Genomic DNA, 2,158 nt, shown 5'->3' with positions numbered 1-2,158 from the left:
ACGAAAATATCGTCGACCATTGCTGCTTCGCCTGGAACCTCCTCATTGATCAGCCCTGGCGCATCATGACAATCGGACTTCGCCAATGGGCGCACAGGTTCTGATCAGAGAGTCTTGGTATAATGTCGCGCAGAAACCCGAGGAAAACGGGTTCGCCGAACTGGCTCGTCTGTGTAATCGACAACTCGACGGGTAGTTCGCGGCCATCGCGATGCAGGGCGTGAATTTCGATATGCTGGTTCAGGACCGGCCCTTCTCCTGTTGCGAGAAAATGCGCCAGACCTTTTTCATGGTCAGCCCGAAACCGCTCGGGAATGATCAGGTCGCTCATCCGTCTGCCGCTGGCATCGCGGAATGACCAGCCAAAGGTTCTCTCCGCTACGTCGTTCCATCCAGCTATCGTGCCATCGGTACGCATCACTACGACAGCGTCCAGCGCGGTTCTCAGGACGGAGCCAAGGCTTTCGCTTCGAAGATCATGCAACTGGCTCATGCCGCGTGCGTACCTGCTGGGGAAATACCCGTCCAACATTATCCGTCGAGACTGCACCCGCCTTACTTCTCCGCAACCTGAAAAAAACGTGAATATTCCCCTCAGGGCAAGCGAAAGACGTCAGCGGTAATGGACCTTGCATCGACATCGACGCGCTGCGGAGATGGACTATCGTAAATGACCATGAGACCCATTGCGCCGTCCTCCAGCTTCCACAGGGCCAGCCCCTCAGGATGATCCGACCCGCGACCGAACGGGAGTTCCAGAAGGCGCTCCGGGCGATGAAGGTGCACCTTGGATGGATCATGGGGCGGGTCGTTCACCCATCCTGGCCAGCGATAGATAGCGCAGGGACCGCTGAGCCCGGTCGTTGGTCCTGCCAGGATTAGTAGGTCATCGCCCAGACGCTTAAGATCTTGCACGCCCAAGCCCTCTAAGAGCCTGTCTTGAATCTCATGCGTAACGAGCGACGCGCCTGATGAGGACGATAGCAGCGGCGGCATATAGTAGTGCAGTTGCGGATTTGATGGTTCGCTCGAAGTCCTTGGCCAAGCGGCGATTTCGGTTGAGCCATGCGAAAGTTCGTTCGACCACCCATCGTCTGGGATGGACGACGAATCCGGTCTGATCGGCGAATTTGCGGACAATTTCGATCGTGATGGACGTGGCGTCACGGACGCGATCGCTATTGTAGGCGCTGTCAGCATAGGTGCGCTCGACGAAGGGATGCCGCTGGCGTGACTGCCTGAGCAAGGGCACCGCGCCGTCACGATCCTGAACGTCGGCACCATGGACCAGCAGCTCAAGCGCGCGACCATCGGTATCGACCATAGCGTGGCGCTTGCGGCCCATGATCTTCTTGCCCGCGTCATAGCCTCGCGGCCCACCCGCTTCGGTGGTCTTCACGCTCTGGCTGTCGACGACCGCCGCCGATGGCATCGGTTCTCGCCCTGTTCGTACGCGGTCGATCTGGACAAGGTGATGGTTCAGGCTTTCGAATACCCCGTCATCGCGCAGAGTACAGAACCAACGGTAAACCGTGCGCCATGGCGGAAAACTGTCGGGAAGAAGCCGCCATGGGCATCCCGCCCGCAGCAAGTAGAAAATGGCTTCCATGATCTCCCGCATCGGCCAGCGGCGTCGACGACCGCAATGGCAAGGCGCAGGCAGATACGGCTCGATCAAATGCCATTCCGCGTCGGTAAGATCACTTCCATAGCGAAGCTGCTCGCGGCTATGATGCGCGCGGGCGGTCGGGTTCCACATGATGGCTTCCAAGGTTGGTGTCGCAACCCCTCGGAATCACATTGAAGCCTGATCGTCCACCATTACGACCCCGTTCCGACACAGCCTCTAACGCGACGAGCCTGCGGACGGGATCGCCCTCAAGCCCCAGTACACCCTGACCTGAAACGCCGACTTCCAACTCGAGGATGACGCCATGCCCCCCTATGACTGGCCCGCGCATGCCTAGAGCAACACGTGTACCAACCACCGCGATGCCTTCGATATCGACCCCGCCCTCCTTTGCGGGAATTTTTGTAATACCAAAGCTTGTGGGATCTGACTCGTTGGGCCTTTCCCGAGACGCTATAACGTGATTCAACATCGCAAACTGGAGGAGGTTTGCGATGTCTGTTCCGATCAAGCTCCGTGGAGATTTCA

The 2,158-nt window shown here is 58.4% G+C and carries 3 protein-coding genes and 1 pseudogene; all 4 read right to left on the bottom strand.

Going from position 1 to position 2,158, the window contains the following annotated elements; all coding sequences use genetic code 11:
* Window positions 1-124: 124 nt before the first annotated feature.
* Window positions 125-493 (bottom strand): annotated as a pseudogene (locus tag HHL08_RS25875) (PAS domain S-box protein); the annotation flags it as partial.
* Between the two features lie 101 nt (window positions 494-594).
* Complete coding sequence (locus HHL08_RS26380; RefSeq protein ID WP_408021809.1) at window positions 595-996, bottom strand: DUF3616 domain-containing protein; 402 nt, start codon at window positions 994-996, stop codon at window positions 595-597.
* Window positions 947-1,759, bottom strand: coding sequence for an IS5 family transposase (locus HHL08_RS25175; protein WP_169575576.1), 813 nt, complete (start codon window positions 1,757-1,759; stop codon window positions 947-949). The genes HHL08_RS26380 and HHL08_RS25175 overlap by 50 nt, the downstream gene beginning before the upstream one ends.
* Window positions 1,728-2,158: DUF3616 domain-containing protein (locus HHL08_RS25170; protein ID WP_169575575.1), on the bottom strand; the 431-nt coding region annotated here is incomplete at its 5' end. The genes HHL08_RS25170 and HHL08_RS25175, both read right to left, overlap by 32 nt.

The sequence above is a fragment of the Sphingobium psychrophilum genome, assembly GCF_012927105.1.
Taxonomy (GTDB): Bacteria; Pseudomonadota; Alphaproteobacteria; order Sphingomonadales; family Sphingomonadaceae; genus Sphingobium; species Sphingobium psychrophilum.
The sequence above is the reverse complement of the archived record's forward strand: the minus strand, read 5'-3'. Positions and strand labels throughout refer to the sequence as shown.